The sequence below is a fragment of the Mycobacterium sp. 23 genome, assembly GCF_048287075.1.
In the GTDB taxonomy this organism is placed as follows: domain Bacteria; phylum Actinomycetota; class Actinomycetes; order Mycobacteriales; family Mycobacteriaceae; genus Mycobacterium; species Mycobacterium gordonae_B.
The window spans coordinates 3,936,449-3,959,807 of record NZ_JBLVUX010000005.1 but is presented as its reverse complement, the minus strand read 5'-3'; the positions used below and the strand labels follow the sequence as shown (position 1 = coordinate 3,959,807).

27 protein-coding genes are annotated in these 23,359 nt (G+C 67.9%); 19 read left to right on the top strand and 8 right to left on the bottom strand.

All coding sequences use genetic code 11. From position 1 onward, the window contains the following. The first annotated feature begins 4 nt into the window (after positions 1 to 4). The 4 genes from ACNQS7_RS19590 (at position 5) to ACNQS7_RS19575 (ending at position 3,046) form a co-directional block, all read left to right on the top strand. Entirely contained in the window at positions 5 to 616 is a 612-nt protein-coding gene (locus ACNQS7_RS19590) for a GNAT family N-acetyltransferase (RefSeq protein WP_197419737.1), read from the top strand. A gap of 129 nt (positions 617 to 745) precedes the next feature. Continuing rightward, positions 746 to 1,663 carry a metal-dependent hydrolase gene (locus tag ACNQS7_RS19585; RefSeq protein WP_418013854.1) on the top strand — a complete coding sequence of 306 codons (918 nt, stop codon included), beginning with the start codon at positions 746 to 748 and terminating at the stop codon, positions 1,661 to 1,663. Beyond that, on the top strand, positions 1,660 to 1,848 hold the full coding sequence (locus ACNQS7_RS19580; RefSeq protein WP_310777873.1) for a ferredoxin: 189 nt from the start codon (positions 1,660 to 1,662) through the stop codon (positions 1,846 to 1,848). Before ACNQS7_RS19585 ends, ACNQS7_RS19580 begins: the two co-directional genes overlap by 4 nt. A 4-nt stretch (positions 1,849 to 1,852) precedes the next feature. Beyond that, positions 1,853 to 3,046 carry an NAD(P)/FAD-dependent oxidoreductase gene (locus ACNQS7_RS19575; protein WP_418013853.1) on the top strand — a complete coding sequence of 398 codons (1,194 nt, stop codon included), beginning with the start codon at positions 1,853 to 1,855 and terminating at the stop codon, positions 3,044 to 3,046. Between the two features lie 12 nt (positions 3,047 to 3,058). On the opposite strand, the gene ACNQS7_RS19570 is transcribed toward ACNQS7_RS19575, so the two are convergent. Then, positions 3,059 to 3,805, bottom strand: a complete 747-nt coding sequence (locus ACNQS7_RS19570) for an SHOCT domain-containing protein (protein WP_418016066.1) — start codon at positions 3,803 to 3,805, stop codon at positions 3,059 to 3,061. 92 nt (positions 3,806 to 3,897) lie between these two features. Here ACNQS7_RS19570 and ACNQS7_RS19565 point away from each other — a divergent pair, with 92 nt between their 5' ends. The 9 genes from ACNQS7_RS19565 to ACNQS7_RS19525 all read left to right on the top strand — a co-directional run bounded on the left by ACNQS7_RS19565 (position 3,898) and on the right by ACNQS7_RS19525 (position 12,230). Then, on the top strand, positions 3,898 to 5,265 hold the full coding sequence (locus ACNQS7_RS19565; protein WP_418013852.1) for a DNA polymerase: 1,368 nt from the start codon (positions 3,898 to 3,900) through the stop codon (positions 5,263 to 5,265). Between the two features lie 78 nt (positions 5,266 to 5,343). Beyond that, positions 5,344 to 6,864 carry an FAD-dependent monooxygenase gene (locus ACNQS7_RS19560; RefSeq protein WP_418013851.1) on the top strand — a complete coding sequence of 507 codons (1,521 nt, stop codon included), beginning with the start codon at positions 5,344 to 5,346 and terminating at the stop codon, positions 6,862 to 6,864. Next, complete coding sequence (locus ACNQS7_RS19555) at positions 6,857 to 7,279, top strand: nitroreductase family deazaflavin-dependent oxidoreductase (RefSeq protein ID WP_055575841.1); 423 nt, start codon at positions 6,857 to 6,859, stop codon at positions 7,277 to 7,279. The genes ACNQS7_RS19560 and ACNQS7_RS19555 overlap by 8 nt, the downstream gene beginning before the upstream one ends. Before the next feature lie 88 nt (positions 7,280 to 7,367). Further along, the gene (locus ACNQS7_RS19550) at positions 7,368 to 7,535 is read left to right on the top strand and encodes a hypothetical protein (protein ID WP_418013850.1); all 168 of its coding nucleotides are present in this window, start codon (positions 7,368 to 7,370) and stop codon (positions 7,533 to 7,535) included. Between the two features lie 56 nt (positions 7,536 to 7,591). Further along, positions 7,592 to 8,455, top strand: a complete 864-nt coding sequence (locus tag ACNQS7_RS19545) for an alpha/beta fold hydrolase (RefSeq protein WP_418013849.1) — start codon at positions 7,592 to 7,594, stop codon at positions 8,453 to 8,455. Positions 8,456 to 8,468: 13 nt separating this feature from the next. Continuing rightward, positions 8,469 to 9,875, top strand: coding sequence for a WS/DGAT/MGAT family O-acyltransferase (locus ACNQS7_RS19540; RefSeq protein ID WP_418013848.1), 1,407 nt, complete (start codon positions 8,469 to 8,471; stop codon positions 9,873 to 9,875). A 101-nt stretch (positions 9,876 to 9,976) separates the two neighbouring features. Beyond that, positions 9,977 to 10,471, top strand: coding sequence for a hypothetical protein (locus ACNQS7_RS19535; RefSeq protein WP_418013847.1), 495 nt, complete (start codon positions 9,977 to 9,979; stop codon positions 10,469 to 10,471). An 8-nt stretch (positions 10,472 to 10,479) separates the two neighbouring features. Next, entirely contained in the window at positions 10,480 to 11,478 is a 999-nt protein-coding gene (locus ACNQS7_RS19530; protein ID WP_418013846.1) for a methylenetetrahydrofolate reductase C-terminal domain-containing protein, read from the top strand. Further along, on the top strand, positions 11,475 to 12,230 hold the full coding sequence (locus ACNQS7_RS19525; protein WP_418013845.1) for a class I SAM-dependent methyltransferase: 756 nt from the start codon (positions 11,475 to 11,477) through the stop codon (positions 12,228 to 12,230). Before ACNQS7_RS19530 ends, ACNQS7_RS19525 begins: the two co-directional genes overlap by 4 nt. Positions 12,231 to 12,348: 118 nt before the next feature. Here ACNQS7_RS19525 and ACNQS7_RS19520 read toward each other — a convergent pair whose 3' ends face one another. From ACNQS7_RS19520 to ACNQS7_RS19505, 4 genes are all read right to left on the bottom strand, one after another. Further along, positions 12,349 to 14,334, bottom strand: coding sequence for a 4-alpha-glucanotransferase (locus ACNQS7_RS19520; protein WP_418013844.1), 1,986 nt, complete (start codon positions 14,332 to 14,334; stop codon positions 12,349 to 12,351). A 64-nt stretch (positions 14,335 to 14,398) separates the two neighbouring features. Further along, entirely contained in the window at positions 14,399 to 14,893 is a 495-nt protein-coding gene (locus tag ACNQS7_RS19515; RefSeq protein ID WP_418013843.1) for a MarR family winged helix-turn-helix transcriptional regulator, read from the bottom strand. A gap of 27 nt (positions 14,894 to 14,920) precedes the next feature. Then, positions 14,921 to 15,337: a DUF5313 domain-containing protein gene (locus tag ACNQS7_RS19510; RefSeq protein WP_418013842.1), complete on the bottom strand. Its 417-nt coding sequence runs from the start codon at positions 15,335 to 15,337 to the stop codon at positions 14,921 to 14,923. Between the two features lie 204 nt (positions 15,338 to 15,541). Next, positions 15,542 to 16,732, bottom strand: a complete 1,191-nt coding sequence (locus ACNQS7_RS19505; RefSeq protein ID WP_418013841.1) for a cytochrome P450 — start codon at positions 16,730 to 16,732, stop codon at positions 15,542 to 15,544. Between the two features lie 130 nt (positions 16,733 to 16,862). On the opposite strand from ACNQS7_RS19505, the gene ACNQS7_RS19500 reads away from it, so the two are divergent. The 4 genes from ACNQS7_RS19500 to ACNQS7_RS19485 all read left to right on the top strand — a co-directional run bounded on the left by ACNQS7_RS19500 (position 16,863) and on the right by ACNQS7_RS19485 (position 19,302). Next, positions 16,863 to 17,582 carry an NUDIX hydrolase gene (locus ACNQS7_RS19500; RefSeq protein ID WP_418013840.1) on the top strand — a complete coding sequence of 240 codons (720 nt, stop codon included), beginning with the start codon at positions 16,863 to 16,865 and terminating at the stop codon, positions 17,580 to 17,582. Between the two features lie 6 nt (positions 17,583 to 17,588). After that, on the top strand, positions 17,589 to 17,942 hold the full coding sequence (locus ACNQS7_RS19495) for a hypothetical protein (RefSeq protein ID WP_418013839.1): 354 nt from the start codon (positions 17,589 to 17,591) through the stop codon (positions 17,940 to 17,942). 4 nt (positions 17,943 to 17,946) lie between these two features. Further along, positions 17,947 to 18,453 carry a hypothetical protein gene (locus ACNQS7_RS19490; protein WP_418013838.1) on the top strand — a complete coding sequence of 169 codons (507 nt, stop codon included), beginning with the start codon at positions 17,947 to 17,949 and terminating at the stop codon, positions 18,451 to 18,453. Positions 18,454 to 18,534: 81 nt separating this feature from the next. Next, the gene (locus ACNQS7_RS19485) at positions 18,535 to 19,302 is read left to right on the top strand and encodes an acyl-CoA thioesterase domain-containing protein (RefSeq protein WP_418016065.1); all 768 of its coding nucleotides are present in this window, start codon (positions 18,535 to 18,537) and stop codon (positions 19,300 to 19,302) included. A gap of 7 nt (positions 19,303 to 19,309) precedes the next feature. On the opposite strand, the gene ACNQS7_RS19480 is transcribed toward ACNQS7_RS19485, so the two are convergent. Then, positions 19,310 to 20,533 (bottom strand): MFS transporter, encoded by a 1,224-nt coding sequence (locus ACNQS7_RS19480; protein WP_418013837.1) that lies wholly within the window; start codon positions 20,531 to 20,533, stop codon positions 19,310 to 19,312. A 118-nt stretch (positions 20,534 to 20,651) separates the two neighbouring features. Between ACNQS7_RS19480 and ACNQS7_RS19475 the strand changes: the two genes are divergently transcribed. Further along, positions 20,652 to 21,461: an enoyl-CoA hydratase-related protein gene (locus ACNQS7_RS19475; protein WP_418013836.1), complete on the top strand. Its 810-nt coding sequence runs from the start codon at positions 20,652 to 20,654 to the stop codon at positions 21,459 to 21,461. On the opposite strand, the gene ACNQS7_RS19470 is transcribed toward ACNQS7_RS19475, so the two are convergent. Beyond that, on the bottom strand, positions 21,448 to 22,038 hold the full coding sequence (locus tag ACNQS7_RS19470; protein ID WP_418013835.1) for a DUF998 domain-containing protein: 591 nt from the start codon (positions 22,036 to 22,038) through the stop codon (positions 21,448 to 21,450). The genes ACNQS7_RS19475 and ACNQS7_RS19470 overlap by 14 nt on opposite strands. Continuing rightward, positions 22,035 to 22,466 (bottom strand): hypothetical protein, encoded by a 432-nt coding sequence (locus ACNQS7_RS19465; RefSeq protein ID WP_418016064.1) that lies wholly within the window; start codon positions 22,464 to 22,466, stop codon positions 22,035 to 22,037. The genes ACNQS7_RS19470 and ACNQS7_RS19465 overlap by 4 nt, the downstream gene beginning before the upstream one ends. 132 nt (positions 22,467 to 22,598) lie before the next feature. Here ACNQS7_RS19465 and ACNQS7_RS19460 point away from each other — a divergent pair, with 132 nt between their 5' ends. Continuing rightward, positions 22,599 to 23,333, top strand: a complete 735-nt coding sequence (locus ACNQS7_RS19460) for a hypothetical protein (RefSeq protein WP_418013834.1) — start codon at positions 22,599 to 22,601, stop codon at positions 23,331 to 23,333. Positions 23,334 to 23,359: the final 26 nt, after the last annotated feature.

The following is a 23,359-nucleotide window of genomic DNA, read 5'->3' as shown; positions in this document are numbered from 1 at the left end:
CGTCATGCTGCCGCGGGAACGGACCGAGCTACCCGACGAGGTCAGGCGGATCCCACCTCCGCCGTCGCGGCCGGAAGTGCCAGCTCCCTACGCATTTCGGCTCGCTGACCCATACGCCGATGCCGAGATGATCTCCGAGTGGATGCGCCGGCCGCATCTGGCCGCCGCCTGGGAGTACGTCTGGCCGGTGTCACGATGGCGCCGCTATCTGCTGGCGCAACTGGACGGCAGCTACTCCCGCCCGTTCGTCGCCAGCATCGATGGCCGCGACCATGCCTACGTCGAACTGTACTGGGCCGCAAAGGATTCGATCGCCACCCGGTATCAGTACGATCCGCACGATCTGGGCATACACGCCGCCATCGCCGATCCGGCAGTCACCAACAAGGGCATTGCGCAATTTGTGTTGCCACACCTGGTGGCCAGCGTGCTCACGGACGAGCCGGAATGTCGTCGGGTGATGTTCGATCCCGACCACCGGAACACGACCGCGCGCCGGTTCTGTGAGAGCGCGGGCTGCGTGTTCCTCGGCGAGCACGACATGACGAACCGCCGGATGGCGCTGTACGCACTACCCCGCACGCCTGCGGATGTTCCCCGGCGGAGGGCTTCGTAGGCCACCGAACGAACGGTACGAACTCGACGGCAACGGTACGCATAGACAACAGTCCGATTGGGTACGCGGCCAGGTGGACAGAAGAAGGGACCGCCGCTTGATGCGGTCGGTCGGCGGGAGGAGCTTCTGATGCCGGAGGTCGCACTACATCACGAAGGGCACCCGAAGTATCGCCGGATGGTCCGCTTCGACTGGTCGGACACACCGCTGCACTGGGTACCTGACGACCCATTCTCGACGCACATGATCAACGTCCTGCACCTGCTGCTGCCCGAGGGTGAACGGCACTTCATCAAAGCCGTGTTGGAGGCGTCGTCGCTGGTCGATGACCCTGAATTGGAAGCCGCGATAAAGCCTTTCATCCAGCAGGAGTCCTGGCATGCCTGGGCGCACCAGGTGGTGCTCGACCATCTGGCCGAGCAGGGCATCGACACCAAGCCGTACACCGACCGGCTGGGCAAGACGCTGTCGATCTCGCTGGGCGATCCGCCGAAGTTCTTCCCGCCGGCGCTGCGGCGCTGGTGGCTCTACCGGCGCCTGGCCGATGTCGCCGCGCTGGAGCACTTCACCGCGAATATGGGCCAGTGGGTCTTGAGCAACCGCGGGCTGGACTACGCGAAAGCCGACCCGATGATGCTGGACCTGCTGCGCTGGCACGGCGCCGAGGAGGTCGAACACCGCTCCCTCGTGTACGACGTCTATCAGCATGTCTGCGGCAGCTACGCCATCCGGGCGTTCTCCATGTTGATGACGGCTCCGCTGTTCATCGGCTGGTGGATCGCCGGTGCCCGCTACCTGATGGCCCACGACCCGACGGTCGAGACCAAATGGCGCTTGCGGGACTGGTTGCGGGCGGCGCGGGAATACCGGCTGCCGGGTCCGTGGCAGCTGTTCGTGACGGCGCCTGCCAGGTACCTGCGGCCCAGCCACCACCCGAACGACGAGGCGTCCACCGAGATGGCGATCGAGTATCTGGAGTACTCGCCGGTGGCCAGGGCCGCCCGCGAGCGGGCCCGAGCCCAATCGGAAAGGGTCGAGGTTCGATGAAGGTTCAGGTCGATCTGGACACCTGCGACGGAAACGGCGTGTGCATGAGCATCTGCCATGAGGTGTTCGACGTGCGGGAAGACGGACTGCACGTGCTGCAGGATGAGCCGCCCGCGCAGTTGCGTCAGCAGTTGAAGGGGGCCGAGGTCTCGTGCCCCACCCAGGCGATCCTCGTGAAGGACTGAGTTGATGCTCGAGCAGGTGGTCGTGGTCGGCGCGGGCATAGCCGGGACGCGGGCAGCGGAAACGCTGCGACGAGACGGCTACAAGGGTGAGCTCACCATCGTGGGCGGCGAACGCCACGCTCCCTACCATCGGCCGCCCCTGTCGAAGAAGTTCCTCACCGGCAAGGTGCATCGGGCGGGTATTGACATCGCTCCGCAGTTCGAGGTGGACGCCCGCGTGCTGCGCGGCGCGTCGGCCGTGGGGCTCGACCTCTCGACTAGGACCGTTCGGCTGCGCGACGACGGCCGAGACCGTTCGCTGCGGTTCGACGGACTCGTCATCGCCAGCGGAGCGGTCCCGCGTCAATGGCCGGGCGGTCCCGTCCCTGACGGGGTGATGCTGCTCCGCACGGTCGAGGATTGTCTGGCGATCCGGGAACGGCTCGGCGCAAACCCCCGGGTCGTGGTGGTCGGGGGCGGCTTTATCGGTGCCGAGGTCGCGGCGACCTGCCGGTCGCTGGGCCTGGAGGTGGCGCTGATCGAGAAGTCCGTCAACCCGCTGGTGGCGGCCCTGGGGCCGGAGTTGGCACCGTGCTGGGCCGCCCTGCACCGCGAGCACGGCGTCGACCTGCGGGTGGGCGTTGGCGTCGAGGAGATCGTGGGCAACGGACACGTGGAGGCGGTTCAGCTCACCGACGGTTCGCAAGTGTCGGCCGACCTCGTCATCGTCGGACTGGGCGTGACTCCGGCGACCGACTGGCTGCGGGGTTCGGGATTGCGCGTGGATGACGGGGTGGTCTGCGACGCCACCGGCCGCGCCGAAGGCGGTACCGATGTGGTGGCTGCCGGAGATGTCGCGCGCTGGTGGCATCCGCTCTACGAGCGGCATCTGCGCACGGAGCACTGGGAGGACGCCGGACAGCAGGGCGCCGCCGCCGCTCGCACGCTGCTCGCCGGCCCCGAGGCCGCCCGGCCGCACGACGAGGTGCCCTACTTCTGGTCGGATCAGTACCACGTCAAGGTTCAAATGCTGGGTGTGCCAACGGATTACGACGCAGTCCAGCTGGTCGAAGGCGACCCGAACCGCTGGGAGTTCGTCACGGCCTACGGACGCGACGGCCACACCATCGCGGTGCTGGGGACCATACCGAATCGGGTGTACGCCTACCGCGACGCCATCACCAACCGCGCTGAGTTCCCCCCGCGGCCGCCGTCCTGACGCCCGTGCGGCTCAGAGCCGGTTGAGCAGTTCGGCCTTCTTCGTGGCGAACTCCTCGTCGGAGAGGATGCCGCGCTGGTGCAGCCCGGCCAGCGACTCGATGGCTGCGACGACGGACCCCGGGTCGCCGGCCTGGTGCTGCGGCGCCGGCGCGGATGTCGGCGTCTCAGCCACCTGCTGGGCGCCGAGCTCGGTCAGGCCGGACACGTCGAAGGTGCCCAGCTGGCTGGTGAAGCTCACCGATCCGTATCCGCCGCCGCCCTGCTGCTGTTGCACGCCGGTGATCTGGTGCTCGTCGGTATCGAACACCCTCGTGACACCGTTGACCTGGATCGCCAGTCGCCGGGTGGCCGGGAAGATGGCGTAGCGCACATCGTTCTGACCACCGGACGAGGTGGGCACGCCGAGGTCGGCCGGCCACCAGTTGGCTGAGGTAAAGCCCCCCTGGGACTGCGTGGCAGCCGACGGTGTGGCTGCGGCGCGAAACACCGTGGTCGAGGCGAGCAGCTGTGCCAACTCGCCGCACAGCGCGTCGACGCGGGCCTTCAGTGCGTTGTCGAACATGTTGCCGACCATCGTCATGCCGCCGCGCATCCACTGCCCGGCGCCACCGAGCTCGGGAATCGTGAACTGCGCCATCGTGCCGCCACCGGCGTGGATGGCGAACAGCATGGCCAGGACAGCATCCCGGGAAAGCCCGTGGCGCTGCGCGATGTCGGTGATGGCGTTCTCGGCCTCGGGGGTGACCGTTGCCTGCATAGTCATGATTCTTTCGTTGTCGGTGCAGTGGCGAGATTACCTACTGGTACCCCGCGATGCCGGTCGGCGAATCATGGCCAAAGATGAATGGCGTGAGCTTCGACGTGCGCGGACGCATGCCGCGGGACGGTGAGCTCGCGCCCTGGCTGGCGGAGAACAGCCTGGGTAACCGGTTCGGGCTGGCGGTCGCCGCCGGCAACGAGGGCCGGCGGTCCAGGGCGGTCGCGGTCGCAATCGTCGCCGCCGACGGGGATGGCCGCTATCTGGACGTCGCCGCGTTGACCGCCGACGACGAGGCTGCGCTGTCATCGTGGCTCGCCGACCCGGGCCCGCCCAAGGCGGTACACCGGGGCAAATGGACGATGCACGCGCTGCGGAACCGCGGCTGGACCCTGCGTGGGGTCACCTCCGATACCGCACTTGCGGCGCACCTGCTGCGACCCGGACGGCGAAACACCGAGCTCAATGATCTGTTGGTTCACCACATGCGTTGCGCATTGCCCGAGGAACCGCTTGAGCTGGAACGGTTTTCGGCGCGCCCGGACGAGCGTGCCGTGCGCGCGCTGATCCTGCGGGCCTGCGCGGTGCTCGATCTCGCAGACGTACTCGACGAGGAGTTGGCCCGCATCGATTCCTCGTCCCTGATGGGGCGGATGGAGCTGCCGGTGCAGCGGGTGCTGGCTGACCTGGAGACCGTGGGCGTCGCCGTGGACCCCGCGCATCCGCTGTCCGACGCTCCGGACGGACGGGTCCATGCCACGTATCACCAGACCACGTCAGCCACCGGCGCTCTGTCGTCGTCGCAACCGAACCTGCGCGGCGTCCACGCACGCTTCGTGGCCGGTGCCGGCTACGCGGGACTGCTGACCGCGCGCTACCACGCGCTGGAGTTGCGGTTAGTGGACCACCTGTCGGGCGGCACCGCGCCCATCGTCGGCGACCGGGAGCGGACGCTGTCTCGCGCGCTGGCTTACGGATGGAGCGCCGGCGAGGTGGCGGCCGCGCTGAAGGTCTCCCTCCGTGACGCGAAAGACGCTGTTGCGCAGTATCTTTCCCATCCTCTTCGCGACTTGCTGGCCGACGCAGTGGACGACGCCCGCAACCTGGGGTACGCGGCCACGCTCTCGGGCCGCCGCCGCTACCTGGCCGGCTTGGGCAGTCCCGACCCGGTGCTGCGCGACGACGCCGAACGGGCGGTGTGTGCCACGGTTCTGCAGGGTGGGGTGGCCGACGTCGTCAAAACCGCGATGATCACGGTCGACGAGGCCGTCACGGCCGCCGGGCTGTCCTCGCGGATGGTGGCCCAGATCGATGACCGGCTCGTGTTCGAGGTGGCGCCCGATGAGCGCGACACGCTGGAGACAATCGTCCGCGAGCAGATGGCGTGCGCCTACCAATTTGATGCACCGCTGGCTGTTTCAGTCGCGGACCAACTCCCCTCACCTTCAACCTATACCTGACCGGGGGGCTTGCGGCAAGACCCGGGGCATGCCGCAAAATCGCTGAGCTAAGCCAAAACTCAGCGAAACGGGGGAAGTGTGAGAAGCGAGCATGCGGTCGTCGTCGTGGGCGCCGGACCGACCGGCCTGATGCTGGCAGCCGAATTGGCGCTGGCCGGAATCGATGTCGCCATCGTCGAACGACGCACGGATCAGGCCCTGGTCGGCGCCCGCGCGGGCGGTCTGCACTCACGCACCATCGAGATCCTCGACCAGCGCGGCGTGGCCGACCGGTTCATCGAGCAGGGCGAAGTGGCCCAGTTGGCCGGGTTCTCGCAGATCCGCCTGGACATCAGCGACTTTCCCACTCGGCACCCCTACGGACTTGCGTTGTGGCAGAGCCATATCGAGCGGCTCTTGGCTGAGTGGGTGGACGAGCTCGCGGTCCGCGTCTATCGCGGTCACGAGGTCGGGAGCATCTCCCAAGGCGAGGCCGGTGTCCAGGTGCGGCTTACCGACGGGGGAGTGCTACGGGCCGAGTTCCTGGTGGGGTGCGACGGCGGACGCAGTGCGGTGCGCAAGGCGGCCGGCATCCCCTTCGAGGGCTGGGAGCCGACCGCGAGCTACTTACTCGCCGAAGCCGAAATCGGCTCTGAAGCAACGCAGGAACCGGAATGGGGCATTCGGCACGACGAGGTCGGTGTCCATGCGATCAGCAGGACCGGCGAGGGTGGGCCGGTCAGGGTCATGGTGACCGAGCGCCGCCTCGGGGCAACGGGCGAACCCACGTTGGGCGACCTGAGCCGGGCAATGATCGACGTTTACCGAACGGACTACGGAATCCACAGTCCCGCTTGGATTTCCCGATTCACCGACGCGGCCCGCCAGGCGTCGGTGTACCGGAGGGGGAGGGTGCTGCTGGCCGGCGACGCGGCCCACGTGCATCACCCTATCGGCGGGCAGGGGCTCAACACGGGGATGCAGGACGCGGTGAACCTGGGGTGGAAACTCGCGGCGGTGGTCGACGGGACGTCGGCCGACAATCTGCTGGACAGCTACCACGACGAACGGCACCCGGTCGCCGCGCGTGTGCTTCGCAACGCGATGGCCCAGATGGCGCTGCTGCGCACGGATGACCGCACCACGGCACTGCGCGAGACTACCGCCGAACTCCTCGGCATGGAGGAGCCCCGGAAACGATTCGCCGCCATGATGTCTGGTCTGGACATCCGCTACGAGCTCGGTGACGGACATCCGTTGCTGGGTCGGCGGATGCCCGACCTCGACCTGGTCGGTACCGGCCGGCGGGTCTTCGAACTGCTGCACCAGGCCAAGCCGGTGCTGCTGAACCTCGGCGAACCCGGCCGCATCGACATCGGCGGCTGGGCCGACCGGGTCCTGCTGGTGGATGCGAAACACGGTGGCAAGTGCGAGCTTCCGGCGCTCGGTGCCGTCGCGGTTCCCGGCGCCGTACTGATTCGGCCGGACGGACACGTCGCGTGGGCCGCGGACGCGCCGTACGACGGCCTGGCGACCGCCCTCACCACCTGGTTCGGCGCGCCCAATGCCGAGCCGGGAATGGATGGGCTGAGCGGACGTGTTCAACTTGGTTATGGCTGAAAACGTTGAGCTGAGCCCCACGGATTGGGTACGCGAGCAGACCGAGCGGATTCTGCGGCAGGGCACCACCGACGGGGTCGAAATCTTCGACAAACCCGTCGTCCTGCTGACCATGACCGGGGCCAAGTCTGGCAAGAAGCGGTACGTGCCCCTGATGCGCGTCGAACACGACGGCCGCTACGCGATCGTCGCATCCAAGGGCGGTGCACCCGAACACCCGGCCTGGTACCACAACGTCAAAGCCAATCCCGCGCTGACCGTGCAGGACGGGGAGAACGTGCACAACCTCACCGCTCGCGAACTCGACGGCTCCGAGCGCGAGGAGTGGTGGCGGCGCGCGGTCGAGGCCTACCCGCCGTACGCGGAATATCAGACGAAGACGACCAGGCAGATCCCGGTCTTCGTGCTGGAGTGATCGGCGTACGACCGGTGCGCCGTTTGCGTGACACTGACATCAGGCACACAACACGCCGTGGGGGCTGTGCGCAGTTTCAATCTCGACGGTGTCGTGCTGGAGTGACGGTGCCGGTTTCGCGCCTCTCGGCAAGTGGTCGCTCGAAGCGACGATTCTGGTGTGGTACCCGGGGGAAGTATCCGGCACCGTCGAGATCAGTAACAACGCGAACCAGCCCGGATATTCCGGTTGGCTGGGACGGCGGCACCTGTTCTAATAACCCCCATCGTTAGCGTCCGTCCACGAGGGATCCCACTGCCGCGGCTGCCGAAGGTGCCCGCGCTGGCACCCGTTGCGCAGCTGCCGGAAGGGTTCGTCGTCGACCTGCCCGGTCGGGGCAGCACCTACGTTCTCGACTCGGGTCCCAGCGACGGACCGACCTACGTCCTGCTGCACTCCCTGGCCTGCACCGGCCTGATGACCTGGTATCCCGCGCTGGACGTGGTGCGCGAATTCGGCCGGGTGGTGATCTTCGACCAGCGATGCCATGGCCAGGGCATCTCGCCGCCCCGGATGCTGTTCGAAGACTGCGCTGACGACGTGGCGGCACTGGCCGACGTACTCGACATCCCCAGCTTTGTGCCGGTCGGCTACTCGATGGGGTCACTGATCGCTCAGCTGGTGTGGCGGCGCCACCGCGAGAGGGTCGACGGGTTGGTGCTGTGCGCCGCGACCGCGGCAGTGAGCCGCGCCCGCTATGAGCGCGTGGCCACCGGGCTGTTCGCGGCCCTGATCGAGACTCTCACCCCCGCACCCCGCCGCGGCGGACCGGCGGCCGCCGTGCCCACCGGGCTGTTCGCCGACTATCAGTGGGTGCTGGGCCAGGCTCGTGCCACGTCACCGGGTGGCATCACCCGCGCGATCGCAGAGGTCGTGCGCTTCGACTCGACCTCCTGGGTCGGCGACATCGACGTTCCGACGGCGGTCGTGGTGACGATGAAAGACCGTGCCTTCGGCGTGCAGCGGCAGAAGTGGTTGGCTCAGCGCATTCCGGACGCTGAGATGGTCCCGGTGGACGCCGGCCACGCCGGGTGCACACTGCAGCCGGCCGCGTTCGTCCCGGGGCTCGCGAAGGCGATCGAATCGGTCCATCACCGGCTCCCCGCAGCCGAGTGCGCCACGCGGGCGGCCAGATAGGGAAGGCGGGCCGGTGAAGCGACTCAGCGGTTGGGATGTGCTGATGCTGGCCAGCGAGACGCCCAACGTGCATCAGCACACCCTGAAGGTGGCGGTGGTCGACACCAGCGGCTTCGAGGGCGTGCCGACCTTTGACGCGTTCCGCGAGGTGTTCCGGGCCCGGCTGCCGGTGCTGGAGCCGATGCACTACCAGCTGGTGACGACGCCCTTCCATCTGCACCGCCCGGTCTGGCATGAGGACGCCGACCTCGACCTCGACTACCACCTGCAGCGGGTAGAGGTGCCCGCACCCGGCGGGCGACGCGAACTAGACGCCGTCATCGGCCGCGTGGCCAGCACGCCGCTGGACCGCAGCCGCCCGCTGTGGCAGTTCTATTTCGCCGAGGGGCTCTCCGATCAGCGCATCGCGGTGATCGGCAAGATCCATCACGTGCTGGCCGACGGCGTCGCCTCGGCGAACCTGATGGCGCGCACCTTGCAGTGGTCCGATGCCATGCAGGATCAGCCCGGAGCGGCTTTCGCCCCGCCGCGGACGCGGGACGTGGTGCGATTCGCGGCCCACGACCATCTCGCCCGTGTCCGGACCCTGCCGTCGGCGGTGCGCGACGGAGTCGTCGGCGCCTACCGGCTGCAGCGCCGCGCACGGCAGCGGTTGACGCACCCTGATCTGGCGGCCCGGTTCGATCCACCACCGACGTTCCTCAACCACAAGCTCTCGCCGGGACGGACCTTCGCCAGCGGTGTGCTGCCGCTCGCGGAGGTCAAAGCGGTCAGCAAGCAGCTGGGAGTGACCATCAACGATCTGGTGCTCACCGTCACGGCGGGAGCGCTGCGCCGTCTGTTGCTGAACTACGGCGAACCGACCGACCGGCCGCTGATCGCTTCGATACCCACCGCCACCGACACCTCGCCGGACCGGATCGCGGGTAATGCCCTGGCCACGATGCTGGTCTCGCTGCCCGTGCACGTCAGCGACCCGAAGGTGCGCCTGGACCTGATCCGCACCTCCACGCGCATCGCCAAGGAGGATCATCAACTGCTCGGACCCACCCTGGTTGGCCGTTGGCTGGAGTTCATCCCGCCCACCCTCACCCGCGCCACATTCGGGTGGATGTCACGACGCGAGGCACCCAATCAGTTGTTCAACCTGATCGTCTCCAACGTGCCCGGCCCGCGTGAACGCGGCCACATCGCCGGGGCCGTGGTGACCGACTTCTATTCCGTCGGACCGCTTGCCGCCGGCTCGGCCCTGAACATCACTGTCTGGAGTTACGTCGACCAGTTGAGTGTCTCGGTACTGGCCGACGACGCGACCCTGAAGGACACCCACGAGGTGACCGACGCGTTCGTCGCCGCGTTCGCCGAGTTGAGTCAGCGACAGGAAGGCACCGGCGGCATTTCCGCGGCGTCGGCGGGCTAGCGGTTTACCGCGGCAAAGCATCGGGTAATTCCGAGGGCAACGTTCTGAAACGATGTGCGTCAGTGCGCGGTGGTCTGAAACCGCCGCAAGAGGGACCAATGATGAATGCCAAGCACCGCCTGAGCGAGCCGCGACCGCCGCGGCCGTCGCTGCCTGGCAAATATGCGCGACCAGAAAGAGACAGGATTTCCGGTGCCCTGTTGCGGGCATGCGGTATCGCTTTCGGTGCGCTGATTGTGGCGGCGGCGCTGGCGGCGTTCGTGGTAAACGCGGTCGGATCCGGGCACATACCGCCGGATGCTGCGGACCAGCACGTCAGCCAGGAAGGCACGTTGATCGCGGTGTCGGCGGGCTCGGTCACCGCGCGCAGCCGTGACGGGATCACCCGAACCTATCTGGTCACTCCTCAGACCGCGGTCATCACCAGGGCCGGGAGCCAGTTCGCGGTGAACGACGAAGTGGACATCATCGGAACCATCCAGAACGGAACCGCACTGGCCACCGCGGTGGCCCACCGCGACCTCGGGTACGGGGGCGGTCCGCCGATGGATTACGTTGCAGGCCAACCTGTTAGCGGCGCGCTGGACAGCAACTGAGTACCGCGGTGAGCGGAACTGCGGAGGCGACCGAGCCGGGTTGCCCGAAACGGATGGAATTCGGGCCTTGCGGTGGTGTGCGTCCGGACGGTCAATGTGAGATGCGTTCGGGGGACTGTGTGTTCACTGACATCGTGAGGTGGTCAGGCCCGGCGCCGGTGGCCGGCCGGGAGACCGGGCCGGCGCCCTTGGTGCTGACCGATTTCAGCTGCGCGCCCTTCGATCGCGACGATGTCGCGGCGACCGCGGCGGTGCTGGCGCCCTCGTGCGACGCGGTACTGGTGGGCGAACATCAGAACAAGCCGGATTTTCCGCCCACGCTGATGGGATCGTTGCTGCTGGACGCCGGTGTGACCCCGTGGATCACGTTGTCGTGCCGAGATCGCAACCGGATCGTCCTGGAACAGGAACTGCGGGGCCTGCGCACCATCGGGGTGGACACCGTGCTCTGTGTGACCGGTGACGGGCGCGGCTATGACGTTCGGCCGGACGTCACTCAGACGTTCGATCTCGACGGGCTGCGGTTGGTGTCGCTGGCCGCATCGCTCGGAGTGCTCCCGGCGGTACCGGAGACGCCCACGGCGCCGCCCGTCGACGCCAGGCCCGCCCGGCTGGTCGAGAAGCAGCGGGCGGGCGCGGGCCTCGCGGTGCTCAACCACGTGCCGTTCCCGGACATGATCGCCGAGTTCATGAAAACGGCTCGGGCACAGGGATTGTCGATCCCGGTGATCGCCGCGGTCGCGGTGTTCACCGACAGCGTGTCGGCCGCCGTTTTGCAGGGTCTGCCCGGTCTCGAACTCGACCCCACCGTGACGGAAAGCGTCCTCGGCTCAGCGGATCCGATCGCCGCCGGTATTTCGGCCGCGGTCAGTGAGGCGCGGTCACTGCTGTCGATCGACGGCGTCGACGGGGTGAACGTCTCCGGGCTGGCATCGGCGTCGGGCGCCCGCGTCGGCGCCGAGATCAAAGCGGAGGTAGGCCGGCTCATCCGGGAGGGGGGTTCGTGACCGAAGCGATGCAGGCGGAGTTCGACACGGTCGCGGAGTGGACGGCACAGGTCGCCGCCGACTTGGGACCGGAGTATCACGTGCCGGCAGGCTGCCGCGGCAGCGGCAGCCCGGCCGCCCTGGACTGGCTTGCCGAGCGTATGGAACTTGCTCCCGGCGCAACGTTTTTGGACTGCGGCGCGGGCGTCGGCGGGCCGGCCGCGTATGCCGCGCAACAGCGAGAGTTGCGGCCCGTGCTCGTCGAGCCGGAGGCCGGCGCGTGTCGCGCTGCCCGGCGATTGTTCGGCTATCCGGTGGTGCAAGCGGTGGGATCGAAACTGCCGCTGGCGGAGGCGAGTTGCGATGCCGCGTGGTCGCTCGGAGTGCTGTGCACCACCCCGGATCAGCTGGCAATGCTCACAGAGCTGCACCGTACCGTGCGGCGCGGCGGGCGAATCGGGTTGCTGGCGTTCGTGGCTCGGGGCGAACTGCCGAGCCACGAACTGGAAGGCAACCACTTCCCGGCCCCGGAGCGGTTACGGCAACTGGTGGAGGAGTCGGCGCTGCATGTCGAGCACTGGCTGAGAACCGCTGAGCTGCCGGCGATTCCGGAGGAATGGAACGAGCGGATGGACGCCGTTACGGACGAGCTGACCCGGCGGCACGGGCATACCGACGCCTGGCAGCTGGCCGAGCGGCAGAGCTCACGGATCGGACGACTGCTGGAAGTCGGGACGCTGACGGGCGAGCTGTTGGTGCTGCGTCACGCGTGAGCCTGGCTGCCGTGCGCAACGTGAACCGCGTCGTCAGTGGGCATCCGCCGCCACTTTTGGCGTTGGTGCAGGCGTCTGACCGCACGGTGATGAAAGCCGGATCCGCCGTGCCGATGCCTTAACGGAACAACGCGGTGATCTTCGCGACCCGCGGATCCGCCTGCAGCTCTTCGAATGTCTCCGGCAGCGGCAACCGCCAGTTCGGGTATTCGTCGATGGTTCCAGGCAGATTCGGCTGCCGCGTTTCGCCCAGCACGTCGTAGGGCGAGATCAACTTCAGCCGGCTGGGCGTCGCCGCCAGCAGGCGGTGCATCGCGGTGATGATCGCCGCTTCATCGGGGTCAGCCTCCCCGGAAGGCAGCAGCCGTTCGGACCGCAGCAGGGCCAGCCACTCGGCGCGTTCCTTTGCGGCCGAAGCTTGTTCGGCCGGCACATCGTTGAGCAGACCGAGGTCAGCACGCGCCCGCACGTGTTCGGCGCGCAGGAACCCCGCGGCCGTCGGCAGGTCGTGTGTCGACAAACTGGCAGCGGCGCGGGCGGGCCATTTCGCCGGGGCCAGCAGCGGCTCCTCGGCCACCGACTGATCCCGGGTGAACCACGACACCGCGCAACCCAGCATTCCGTTGTCGGCCAGCGCCTCGGTGACCTCCGGCTCGACGGTGCCCAGGTCCTCACCGACGACGGTGGCCTTCGCCCGGTGCGCTTCCAGGGCGAGCACCGCCAGCATCACCTCGGCGTCGTAGTGCACGTAGGTGCCACGGTCAGGCCCGTCGCCCGGCGGGATCCACCACAACCGCCACAGCCCGGCGACGTGGTCGATCCGCAATCCGTCGGCGTGAACGAGCACCGCGCGCAACATGTCTCGTAGCGCGGCGTACCCGGTCGTGGCCAAGCGGTCTGGTCGCCAGGGTGGTAATCCCCAGTCCTGGCCGCGCGGGGTGAAGTTGTCCGGGGGTGCGCCGATGCTGACTCCGGTGGCCAGCACGTCGGCCAGCGCCCAGGCGTCGGCGCCGTCCGCATCGACACCCACCGCCAGGTCGTGCAGCACCCCGAGCGCCATGCCGGCCTCCCGGGCGCTGGTCCGCACCGCGATCAGCTGCTCGGCGCAACGCTGCTGCACCCAGGCGTGGAACGCCAACCGTGAGGGCAGCTCCCGGCGGGCCTCGACGACGGCCGGGCCGTTGACATCTCGCAAAGGTGCGGGCCATCTGCTCCAGCGGCCACCGTGCCGTTCGGCCAGCGCGCAGTAGGTGGCCCAGTCACGCAGCCCGGTCGATCCAGGCGATTCGTCCAGCGGCGATGGCCGGCCCTCCGCCCGCCACAGCAGTTCGAGCGCCGACCGCTTGGCCGCCCACACCAGATCGTGGTCGATTCGCCCGGTGGTCGGCGAGACGCGCAGCGCGTCCACCTCACCGCGGGTGTCCGGGTCGGCGCGATGATAGGCGTCGAGGTCCTCGATGCGCAGCGCAAGCGGGTTCGCGAACCGGCGGCTCGACGGCGTGTAGGGCGAGGGCTGCACCGGGTGGGTGGGTCCCGGCGCGTGCAACGGGTTCAGCAGCACGGCACCGGCGTTGTGCTGGGAGGCTGTCCAGTCGATGAACTCGCGCATGTCGCCGAGGTCGCCGATGCCCCAGGACCGTGCCGAGCGCAACGCGTAAAGCTGCAGCATCCAGCCCCAGGTCTCGGGTGTCGGGGGCACCTGTGGGGGCGCAGCCACCAGAGTCACCCGCTGGCCATTACGGGTTTCCACCTGGTACCACCCGGGCGGCAGGTCGCCCGGCAGCAGCTCATCGCGCACGTCGATGCGCGCACCGTCCTCAGCTTCCAACGCGACGGCACCGGGCAGCGGCCGGGGACGCCCGTCGACACGCACGGCGACGGTAGGTGGCAGGACGCCGGCGCGGCCGGCCTCGGTGAGCTTCGCCAACTCGCGGCGGCGGTCGGCTTCGGTACCGGCCGCGACATCGAGCAGGCCGAGGACGCGGATCACCACGTCGGCGTCGACGTCGACCGGCTCCCGGCGTTCGTTGCGGTAGGAGGTCGCCACGCCGTGTGCCGCGGCCAACTGGCGCAAGCTGTCGGAGGCTGGTGAGGGATTGGGCACAGCGCGGGGTATACCCGGGTCAGTGTTTCTCACACCCGCGAAAGGCAGTGTGCTGCCTCGATTTTTATGGCTGGACGTCGAGCGCGCCGGCCGCTACGGCGGCGGCATTGATCTTGGTCAGCACCTCACGCAGATGCTCCAGTTCGGCGAGATCGACGCCCAGTCGCTCGACCACCGCCGGGGGGACTTTGAGCGCTTGGCGGCGGAGATTGCGGCCCTGCTGGGTCAGCGCGATGTGGGTGGTCCGCTCGTCGGCGGTGCTGCGGGTTCGGGTGATCAGCCCTTGTGACTCCAGGCGCTTGAGCATCGGCGACAAGGTGGCCGAATCGATCTGCAATAGCGTGGCGATCTCTTTGACCGACAGCGGATTACCGCCCGGTTTGCCTTTCGCGTTGTCCCACAGCGCCAGCATCACCAAGTACTGGGGATGAGTCAGGCCCAGCGGCTCCAGCAGCGGCCGGTACACAGCGAGCACCGCCCGGTTGGTGACGGCGAGCGCGAAGCAGACCTGGCGCTCCAGCGACAGCGGGTCCAGTTCCGCGCCGGCTTCAGTGCGCATGACGTTGCCGCTCCTTCGGGGCCAGGGTCAGAACGGGCTGCTGTTGTCCTGCCACTTCGCTTCTTCGGGTCGCGGGCCGTAGCGGCGGGCGTAATCGTCGTGGATGTGGGCCTGCTTCTGGCGCTTGATGACGTCGACCAGGCCTGGGTCCAACCCGTGCTGAGCCAGTCGGTGACGACGCCACACCTTGTTCAGCGCCAGGGCCATCAGCAGGACCCAGATGAAGATCGGCGCCGTCATCTCCGAGTGCACGTACAGCGATGCCGGCAGCAACCAGAGCGGGGCCAGCACGAGTGCCCCGGGAATCGCCATCCGAATCAGGTGCCGGCGGATGGCTCCGGGACCGGCGAGGTCACGAGACACCCAGTCGCGCATCGAGTCAGGCAATCGTCGTCCGTAGGAATAGCCGATGTATTGCCAGAGGTTCGGGCGAGCGCTAGACATGGTCGCTCCTACAGCATGTACGCGAAGCCGTCATTGGCTCCGTCCATATCGATTGTACCCTATTAGTTAGGGGGCTAACTATGTGGGGATCGTCACCGCCTGGGTCGGCCCGTCTCACGCGCGAGCGGGAATCCTGCGACGCTCAACCGGCGTGTTCCGTCGTGAGATTCACGCTCGGCGCGAGCCCTCGCCGAGCCGTCCAAATCAGGCCGCCACGAGCTTGATCGGCAGGTGATGGTGCCGGTGGATGATGTTGTTCACCGCCCAGACCGGTTGCCCGGTCACCTCGATCCGTTCGACGCGTCCCAGCAGGGCCCGCAATATGGCGGCGGTCTCCATCCGGGCGAGACCCTGGCCGGCGCACGCGTGGGTGCCGTTGCCGAAACCGATCTGGCGCCCGGCGTCCCTGCGGATGTCGAAGGTGTCCGGGCTGTCCCACTCGTCCTCGTCTCGGTTGGCCGACGCGTACAGGACCAGTAGCCGTGCACCCCGGCGAATCGGCTTGCCGTCGATTTCGGTGTCGACACGGACCTGCCGGGCGAAGGCCCGCAGCGGTGATTCATAGCGGATGACCTCGTTGATCGCGTTGGGGATCAACTCGGGGTCGTCCTTGAGCAGACGCCACTGGTCGGGGTGCGTTGCGAGCAGGTAGACGGCGTTGGAGATGGCGCTGATCGTGGTGTCCAGCGAGGGGGCGATGTAGTCGACCATGAGCTTCGGGCATTCCGCGTGGGTGAGCTTGCCCTCGTCGGCGGCGCAGAGCAGTTCGTGCGCCATGCTTCCCTCGAGTACCGAGCGGTTTCGCACTACCCGGCGCGCGAACATCAGCATCTGCAGGCTGCGTGGAATCGCTTTGACGGCTTGCCAGTTGAGCGGACCCAGGATGTCGAAGGTGGCCCCGCCCCAGGTGATCAGGTGCTCGCGCTCGTCGCGTGGCCAGCCGACCAGATCGGGAACGATTGCCAGCGGTAGTGCGGTTGCGAGATCGGCGACCGCATCGACGCTGCCCCGGTGCACCGCGGCCTCGACGACGGCATCGGCCTGTTCGTCTATCGCTTCCCCGACCGAGCGCAGCGCCCTGGGGAGCAGGCGGTGCGCGAGCAACTTGCGACGTTGATCGTGTTCGGTGCCGTCGCTGTTGAGGGTGGTGCCACGGGACAGTCGATTGCTGAGCGGGTTGAGCGCGACACCGTTGCCGGAGATGAACAACTCGTCGTTGCGCAGCGTGGCCTTGCACTCCGCGTAACGCGGCAGTGCGTACACCCGGTGCCGTCGCAGCCACACCACGGATCCCGCCCGGCGCAGTCGCCGGTAGTGCGGATAGGGGTTGAGCAGGGCTTCGGTGCTGTAGATATTCCCGCCGTCGACAGCCACGCCGTCCGGAGCTCGACCCATGAGCAGGCCTCCTCGGGAAATCAGACGGGCGGATTCTGACGAAATCGTCACATACTTCGACCAGCCCCGTCAACATATTTCTGACGAAACCGTCACCCACGCGCCGTCCCGCCGGGCATATGGTCGAACGGTGACCATCGCCTACGACGAAGCCTTGCGGGAGCAGATCCGTGCTCGTTTGGCGGTTCACGAACGCCGCGCCGTCACCGACCCGACGAAGCGGCACGCCGCCGTGGCTGTGGTGCTGGTCGATTCCGAGCTCGGTGAAGACCGGGTGGACCCTGCCCCGCTGGACGAATGGCTGGACGGCCGTCCGCTGCCGGACGAACTGCTCGATGGTCACATGATCGACGTCGCCGGTGGGGCCGCATTTCTATTGTGTCGCAGGGCTTCTCGGTTGCGGACTCATGCCGCCCAATGGGCGCTGCCGGGGGGCCGCCTGGATCCGGGTGAAACGGTGATCGAGGCCGCGCTGCGGGAATTGGACGAAGAGGTCGGTGTGCGGCTGCCGGACTCGGCGGTGCTGGGTCTGCTCGACGACTACCCGACCAGGTCGGGATACGTCATCACGCCGGTCGTCATCTGGGGCGGTGGCCGGCTGGAGCTACGGCCGGCTCCCGACGAAGTGCTGGCTGTCTACCGGGTGGGGCTGCATCAGCTGCAGCGCGCCGATTCGCCGCGCTACATCAGCATCGAGGAAAGCCCGCGTCCGGTCGTGCAGATCCCGTTGGGCAACGACCTGATTCATGCGCCGACGGGCGCGGTGCTGTTGCAGTTGCGGTGGCTGGGATTAGAAGGCCGCCACGACCGGGTCGACGAACTCGAGCAACCGACATTTGCTTGGAGCTAGCGTCAGTTGCTGCCGCCGCAGCCTCCGCCGCCACAACCGCTGCCGCCGCCGCAGCCGCTGGACCCGCCCCCGCAGCCGCTGGACCCACCACTGCAGCTACTGGAACTGCAGCCGCTCGAGCTGCAGCTGCTGCCACCGCCGCAGCCGCTCGAGCCGCCACCGGATCCGGCGCCGGATCCCCAGATGGCGCTGTTCGAGCCTCCTCCCCGCCCCGAACGCGAGAAGCGGATGAGCGAGACGACAAGACACACCGCGCCGAAACCCAACGCGATCAGCAACATGACTCCGCCGCTCATGCGGAAAGGCTACGCGAGGATTCCGCGGGTAATCCGCGGCAATTCACAGCGCCATTTACAGTGAGGGCGTGTGGGGCCGACGACCGAATCGCTATGGTCGGGCGCGCGTCGCGGTGACCGGGCTCGAACTGCCCCCGGCCGTGTTCAAGACCTGCCCGTGGCAGCCGCGGACACTGGTGGAGACCGGGTTGCGGCAGTGGCTGCGCTGCTGCGCGGCCGCGCTTCCGGACGACCAGGTGATTGGCATGCCGTCGCGCGCTGTCGATGAGGCCTGGCATGGGCTGATCCTGTGCACCGCGCGGTATGCGGCGTTCTGCGACCGGGCCTACGGGACGTTTCTGCACCACCACCCCGAAGGCGGCGCGCCGGCTGACGCCTGTGGCGACTCGGCGGCCGAACAGCTCCGCAGGACGATCATCGCCTGGGAGCTGGTTGCCGAGCCTGGTGAGCACTGCGTGTTGTGGGATCTCGACGAGCGGGTGGGTGTCGATCGGCCCTGGGGTGTGAGCGCCGATCGCGTCGCCGAGATCCGATCCGCGGTGGCCCGCACCCGGGCCGGCGCCCGCGTGCTGTAGAAACACGGTGTGCAAGGCAATTCCGGCGACGCTGCCTCCGAATCGCAGCGACCGTACTTTGTCCGCGACGAGAAGCGTTATATACCAAATGAATTCGCGCGGGGAGGCTGGGGGCCGTCGCTGAGCGGACACGTCGTCGGTGGCCTGCTCGGTTGGGCGGCCGAACAGCTCGTGGACGATCCGCAATTTCAACCGGCGCGTCTGACCGTCGATCTCCCGCGTCCGGCCGCGCTGGAACCGGTCGAGGTGCGCACCCGGGTGCGGCAGGACCGTCGGCGCCTGCGGCTGGTGGAAATGGTCCTGGTGCAGGACCACAATCCGGTTGCGCAGGCCAGCGCGCTCTTTCTGCGACGCGGGGCGCAGCCCGACGGGCAGGTGTGGTCACAACCCGTACAGATGCCGCCGCTTCCGGCTGAACAGGGCAACGTCGAGTCGCTCTTCGTCCGGACCTACGGCTGGGGTGCGGACATCCAGAACCCCGAGCCCGATTGGGCGGCGCAGGCACCCGGGCAGAAGTACACCTGGCTGCGGGAAACTCGCCCGCTGGTCGATGCCGAACCGATGACCGCCTTCACCCGCGCGGCCATGGCCGGCGACATCACGGCCTCCATCGCCAATTGGGGCGATCGGGGACCGCAATTCATCAACGTCGATTACACCCTCACGCTCAGCAGGCTGCCCGAAGGTCCGTACCTCGGCCTGGCGTCGCTGACCCACTACAGCGACGGCGGAGTGGCGACGGGTTCTGCTGTGCTGCTCGACGCCAGCGGACCGATCGGCAACTGCGTATCGGTCGCCATCGCCCAGACCGGGTTCCTGGCTCCGCCGAAAACCGTTGCGGCCGAGTGACGCCTGATCACCCTTTCTGGCGGTGCGCATCCCGGCGCAGCCGCACTGCCCGGCTGATCGCCACGGCGGAAGCTAAACCCGCCAGTGCCACGAAAATAGTCGTCGATTCCCGGCCCGGCCCGAGCATCGTCAGCAGCAGTGGCAGGGCGAAGCCCAGGTAGGTGACCGAGTAGAACACCCCGGTAAGCGTTCCCCGGATACGTTGCGGCGCAGCGGCTTCCAAATCGATAAGACCCTCGCGCAGGCACAGGCCCGAAGCGCAGCCGAGCAGCACCACGACCGCCAACGCGACACCGAGCGGAATGTCGGTGGGAGCGGCCGCGATCACGACATAGCCGAGCGCGGCCAACAACGCGCCTACCGTGCCGGTCTGCGGGCCCCAGTGACGCACGCGGGCGACGACCTGGCTGATCCCGCTGGCCCCGTTGGTGATCAGAGCCGCGGTCCCGGCGGCCAACGGGGCGGCCAGCCCGGTGTGAACCCGGGTGGGAATCGTGACGAAAGCCAGTGTGGCCGAGATGAATACCCAGGGCGCCAACGGCATCGCCCAGCTCAACGCCCGCCGCGTGCTATGGCCCCCGCCAGCTGCCGTCGGCACCGCCGCCGGCGCCGTGGAGGTATCCCCACGCAGGCCGATGCCTGCAGTGATCATCGCCACTGCGATGAGCACGGCGGCTATGCCGAATGACGCCGGGATGCCGGAATGTGCGCGTGCCGAGATCAATCCCGAAGCGAACGGCCCCACCGCGAAGCCGGCGATTAGCACCGTGCCGGCCAGGGCCGCACCCGCGGGTCCCCGGAGGTCGGATGCCCATGCCGTACCCGAGCTGACGGCCAGGCCTACCCCGAAACCGACGATCAGACGGCCCGCCAGCAAGGCCTCTGGCTGCTGCGACAGAAACATGGTGACCGTTCCGGCCAGCGCCGCTCCCGCGCCCGCCAACGCCACCGACGGACGGCCGAACGCGTCCGACGCGCGCCCGCCCAGCAGCAGGCCCGGCAGCAGTCCCAGCGCGTAGATTCCGAACATGGTGTCGAGGGTGGCCACCGTCAGGTGCTGGTGGTCGCTGATGGCCGGTATGAGCGCGGCAAAGTGATTGGCCGCCCACCCCATAGCCAGCAGGACGGCCAGTACGCCGGCGAACAGGCCATTCGACCGATCCGCTTGACGATATGTCGGTTCCCCGGCTGGTTGCGGGCCTGCCAGGGTGGTCGCCCCGCTAGGCCTCATCACGGACATCCCCTCCTCAACTGGCCACCGGTGCAACGACGATGGCTCCCTCCGCGATATTCCTGATCGAGACCCATGTCACTTCTCGCCGCGGCGGTTTCGTGCTAGACACCAGTACGTGGCAGAACCGGCAGTGCTCCTCGAGCGGGACCAGCACATACTCACCATCACCCTCAACCGCCCCGAGAAACGCAACGCCTTCAATCCGGAAGTGCTGTGCCGGCTCGCCGATGCCTGGGATCTTCTGGACGATGACCCGGACCTGCGGGTCGCGATCCTGACGGGGGCGGCGGGCAACTTCTCCGCCGGTGCGGATCTGGACCGGTTGGTCGGCGCCCTGATCGCCGGGGAACCACCGCAGAACGAGTACGAGGAGCGGGTCCGGTCCGATTTCTCGTTGATTTACAAGGGTTTTCTGAAAGACCACTACGTCAAGAAGCCGATCATCGCGGCGGTCGAGGGCTACTGCTACGCGGGCGGGATGGAGATCCTGCAGGCCTTCGATATCCGGGTGGCCGCCGAGAACGCACAGTTGGCGATCAGTGAAGTGCAGCGCGGGCTGTTCCCGATGAGCGCGTCGACGATCCGGTTGCCGCGCCAGATCCCCTACACCGTCGCCATGGAGATGCTGCTCGCCGGTACTCCGATCTCCGGGCGACGCGCCTACGAGGTGGGCCTGGTCGGAAACGTCACCCCCGCAGGAGGTGCGCTGGGCCGGGCTCGTGAGATAGCGCAGCAGGTGGCGGCGAACGGTCCGCTGGCCGTCCGAAACATCAAGGCATCCGTCGTCGAGAATCTGGAAAAGACTGAGGCCGAGGCTTTTCCGCGGGAACTAGAACTCGGGATGGCCGTGATGGGGTCGGCTGACGCGAAGGAGGGGCCGCGTGCGTTCCTGGAAAAGCGGCCGCCGAACTTCACCGGCACCTGAGGGTGGCGTCGTCTCGACGCCTCAGCAGCATGGCCGCAGTGAGTAACTGCCACAAGAAGATCGAATAGGCGCTGCCACGTTCCCAAACACCGACGGGCAGTGCTGGAGAACCGGCTACCAGCAGCACCAGGCACAGAAAACCCAGTGCCGCAATCACTGTCGACACCGTGCGATACCAGCGCGGCGGCGCCGCTAAAAGTGCCGATCCGGCCAGAACCGCGGCGTTGCCGCCGACAAGTGCCAGCGCCGCGCCGGTGAGGTGTATCGGTCCATTGGGCACCGTGCCGACCAGAATGTTGCCGGCGGCATTCGCGGAGACCAGTGCCACGAACAGTCGGCACCGCCGCCCGACGGGCACACCGACGATCAACAGCGCTCCGAGCAGGAACATAGCGCCCTGTAGGCAGAATGCCGTATGCATCAACGACACGCGGGGACCCGACCGCCCGAGATCACTGATGTAGTTGCGCGCATAGCTGTAGGCCGGCAGATAGGCGGCGGCCGCGAGGGCTTCCAGGGTCAGATAACCGGCGACACCCAGTGTCCAGAGGATGGATCCCGCGGTGCGCCGGGTCACTCGCTGGGCTGCACATGAATGTTTCTGGCGCCTACGACATTTCGTAGACCCGAACAATTCACGCAACCGATGCACCCGACGCAGTCGGTACAGCGCACGCACGCGATGCATGCGACACACCGGGTGCAGGCGACGCATCCCAGACATGCCACGCATTCGCGGACGGCCACGCAGATCACCGTGAGCAGGCTGGCGATCACGCCGACGCTTCCGGCTGTGCCCGCTGACCCCGCGACCGCGACGCTGCCGGCGGTACCGACCGATCCTGCCACCGCGACGCTGCCCGCGGTCGTCACGGATCCGGCCACCGCCACGCTGCCGGCGACTGCCGCCGATCCGGCGACCGCGACGCTGTCGAGGACGGCGACCGAGCCCACGACGGACTCGTTGTCAGGCTCGATGGTTACCGGCGAAGTCAAGGCAAGCATGCGCCTCATCATGTCAGGCGTGCGGTCGAAGCTGAAGGCCTCGGTCGGGTGGCGACCGGCCGTCGTGTCGCCCGGCGGGGTCTGGAAGCCGGTCATAGAATTCGCTTGACCCGGCAATTCAGGAGGAGCCACATGGACCTCGAGCGCATCACCCACCCGTTGCGGCTGGCGCGCGGATCCCACCAGCCGGGTTCCGCCAAAGGCTGTGCAATGAACGTCATTTCGTACATCAACGGCGACGAAAGGATCACCGACTTTCCGGCCACCTCGGCGCGGCCACTGGCCGCGTTCGTCCAGCTGTGCAACGACCACCTGGCAGGGGCCGACGGGTATCTGTCTCCGGAGGACGCCCTGGTTGCGCTCGATCTCGGCTGGCTGACAGTCGGTACCGCGGAGGTCGACGAGACGGTCATCCGGCCGTGGGTGTCCAAGTTGTTGATCAGTCCGCCCTGGGGTGTGGTGCGGTACGCCGATGGCGCTGCGGCCGAGGCGATCTCGGTGATCGCCGAGCTGCACCGCACGCTTGCTCCCGGTGCGATGCCTGACATCGCAAGCTGGGACACGGCTGCCCGGGCTGCCCGGGAGATCAGCGCCACGATGGCTCCGGGTGCCGAGAGGTACGCCGTCCGGGCCGCGTATCAGTCGACCGCTCTCTCCGACGCCGAGGCTTGGGACACATTAGATGCCGTGACCGGCAACGCCCTGCGTGCCCACCGACTGGCGAACTTGGATCACGGCCCGGCGCGGATCGTGGAGACGACGCGTCACGCGATCCGGTCCTGGCGGCGGCTGGCCGGCCTCTCGGTAGTCGGCAACGTCCCCGCATCGGTGGCGAAGGCCCTGCAGCGGAACGGAGCGGCGGCCTAGCAGGCCTGACCTTATACCGTAGGGGG

What these genes read in the sequence shown, in the direction of transcription:
- ACNQS7_RS19590 (WP_197419737.1), top strand. Translation starts at nt 5, where the DNA reads ATGCTGCCGCGGGAACGGACCGAGCTACCCGACGAGGTCAGGCGGATC.
- ACNQS7_RS19585 (WP_418013854.1), top strand. Translation starts at nt 746, where the DNA reads ATGCCGGAGGTCGCACTACATCACGAAGGGCACCCGAAGTATCGCCGG.
- ACNQS7_RS19580 (WP_310777873.1), top strand. Translation starts at nt 1,660, where the DNA reads ATGAAGGTTCAGGTCGATCTGGACACCTGCGACGGAAACGGCGTGTGC.
- ACNQS7_RS19575 (WP_418013853.1), top strand. Translation starts at nt 1,853, where the DNA reads ATGCTCGAGCAGGTGGTCGTGGTCGGCGCGGGCATAGCCGGGACGCGG.
- ACNQS7_RS19570 (WP_418016066.1), bottom strand. Translation starts at nt 3,805, where the DNA reads ATGCAGGCAACGGTCACCCCCGAGGCCGAGAACGCCATCACCGACATC.
- ACNQS7_RS19555 (WP_055575841.1), top strand. Translation starts at nt 6,857, where the DNA reads ATGGCTGAAAACGTTGAGCTGAGCCCCACGGATTGGGTACGCGAGCAG.
- ACNQS7_RS19535 (WP_418013847.1), top strand. Translation starts at nt 9,977, where the DNA reads ATGAATGCCAAGCACCGCCTGAGCGAGCCGCGACCGCCGCGGCCGTCG.
- ACNQS7_RS19515 (WP_418013843.1), bottom strand. Translation starts at nt 14,893, where the DNA reads ATGCGCACTGAAGCCGGCGCGGAACTGGACCCGCTGTCGCTGGAGCGC.
- ACNQS7_RS19510 (WP_418013842.1), bottom strand. Translation starts at nt 15,337, where the DNA reads ATGTCTAGCGCTCGCCCGAACCTCTGGCAATACATCGGCTATTCCTAC.
- ACNQS7_RS19505 (WP_418013841.1), bottom strand. Translation starts at nt 16,732, where the DNA reads ATGGGTCGAGCTCCGGACGGCGTGGCTGTCGACGGCGGGAATATCTAC.
- ACNQS7_RS19480 (WP_418013837.1), bottom strand. Translation starts at nt 20,533, where the DNA reads ATGAGGCCTAGCGGGGCGACCACCCTGGCAGGCCCGCAACCAGCCGGG.
- ACNQS7_RS19465 (WP_418016064.1), bottom strand. Translation starts at nt 22,466, where the DNA reads ATGCTTGCCTTGACTTCGCCGGTAACCATCGAGCCTGACAACGAGTCC.
- ACNQS7_RS19460 (WP_418013834.1), top strand. Translation starts at nt 22,599, where the DNA reads ATGGACCTCGAGCGCATCACCCACCCGTTGCGGCTGGCGCGCGGATCC.